At 47.5% G+C, this 1316-nt stretch carries 2 protein-coding genes; both read right to left on the bottom strand.

Annotated features, from left to right (window positions below):
• Positions 1-70: 70 nt before the first annotated feature.
• A complete protein-coding gene (locus AWV70_RS14580; RefSeq protein WP_060208639.1) occupies positions 71-715 on the bottom strand; it encodes a TetR/AcrR family transcriptional regulator in 645 nt (214 codons plus the stop codon).
• Between the two features lie 10 nt (positions 716-725).
• A partial coding sequence (locus AWV70_RS24660) for an ABC transporter permease (protein ID WP_235588682.1) occupies positions 726-1316 on the bottom strand: 591 nt, incomplete at its 5' end.

The raw sequence follows: 1316 nt of genomic DNA, 5'->3' as shown, positions 1-1316 counted from the left end.
CGTGATTTAGCAGATTTATGCGTAAATCGATTTGATTCCAACAAAAAAAGAAGGTGCGAGACCTTCCTTTTCATTCGTCCGGTATGAGACCTTTTTTGAGAAAGTGAATCATTTGGTCGATTTCCTCGTCGTCGTTCCACTTCGGGTCGATAATGTATTTTGCTGCGAAGTAGCCCATGATTGTCGAGGCTGTGAGCCGGATGACAGTCGTTGCTGGCAGTTTTACAATTTGGCCTTTCGCTTGGTAGTGTTCGACGATTTGGATGATGCGACTGACTACCTTTTTTCCTATATGTTCGATGAATTGCTCACGCAGCTCGTGGTGGAACGGGATTTCCTGGAGAAAGATCTGCACGACTTTCAAGTTTTTGTCGAGGAATTCTTGGCGGTTTTTGATCATCGCCCACACGAAATCTTCGAAGTACTCAAAGTCTTTGTCGAGCACTTTGTTCAAGTCTTTGATGATTACCGGGCCGAGCATTTTGACCATCATCGGTGTGACGATGGATAAAAGCAGATCCTTTTTCGTTTTGTAATGCCGGAAGATTGTACCTTCCGCGACGCCTGCTTTTTTAGCGATTTCATTCGTCGAAGTGGCGGCAAAGCCTTTTTCCGCGAACATTTCTGTCGCTGCGACGAGAATCTTCTTCTGTTTATCTGTCAAGTTGGCGTCTTCCTGCAGCATTTCTTCGAGCAGGTGGTTTTCGTCTGTCATGGCGCCCTCCTTATATTTTACGGTATTTGCGCAGCACGGTGATGTTGATTGCAATGAACAGCAGACAGAATCCTGCAAGTATAAGCATGTTCATGAAGATGTCCTCAAATCCAGCACCTCTCACCATGACGTCGCGCAGTGCTTCGGCGGCGTAATAAAGCGGAGTCAAGTAACTGATCCAGCTTAGCCATTCAGCGATCGTCTCCAAGTTGAACAGGCCGGAAAAGAACACTTGTGGCACGACGACAATTGGGATGAACTGCATCATTTGCAGCTCGTTATGTGCAAATGAAGAGAGCAAAATGCCGAGCGTCAGTGCAGTGAGCGCGAGGATGAGGATGATCAGGAGCACGTAGATGAAGGCCCCTTCCATGACCATGCCGAGCACATAAATCGCGTACGCTGTTATAATTGTAGACTGGATTGTCGTGAAAAGTCCAAAGCCGAGGACGTAGCCGGCGACAATTTCCCATTTGCGCAAAGGGCTTGCGAGAAGCCGTTCGAGTGTGCCCGTGGTCCGCTCGCGGAGAAATGAAACACCTGCGATGAGGAAGACGAAGAAGAAAACGAAAAATCCAAGCAGAACTGGACCGAAATAATC

It is taken from the genome of Sporosarcina koreensis, from assembly GCF_001531445.1.
In the GTDB taxonomy this organism is placed as follows: domain Bacteria; phylum Bacillota; class Bacilli; order Bacillales_A; family Planococcaceae; genus Sporosarcina; species Sporosarcina koreensis_C.
This window is presented reverse-complemented; position numbering and strand designations above follow the sequence as displayed.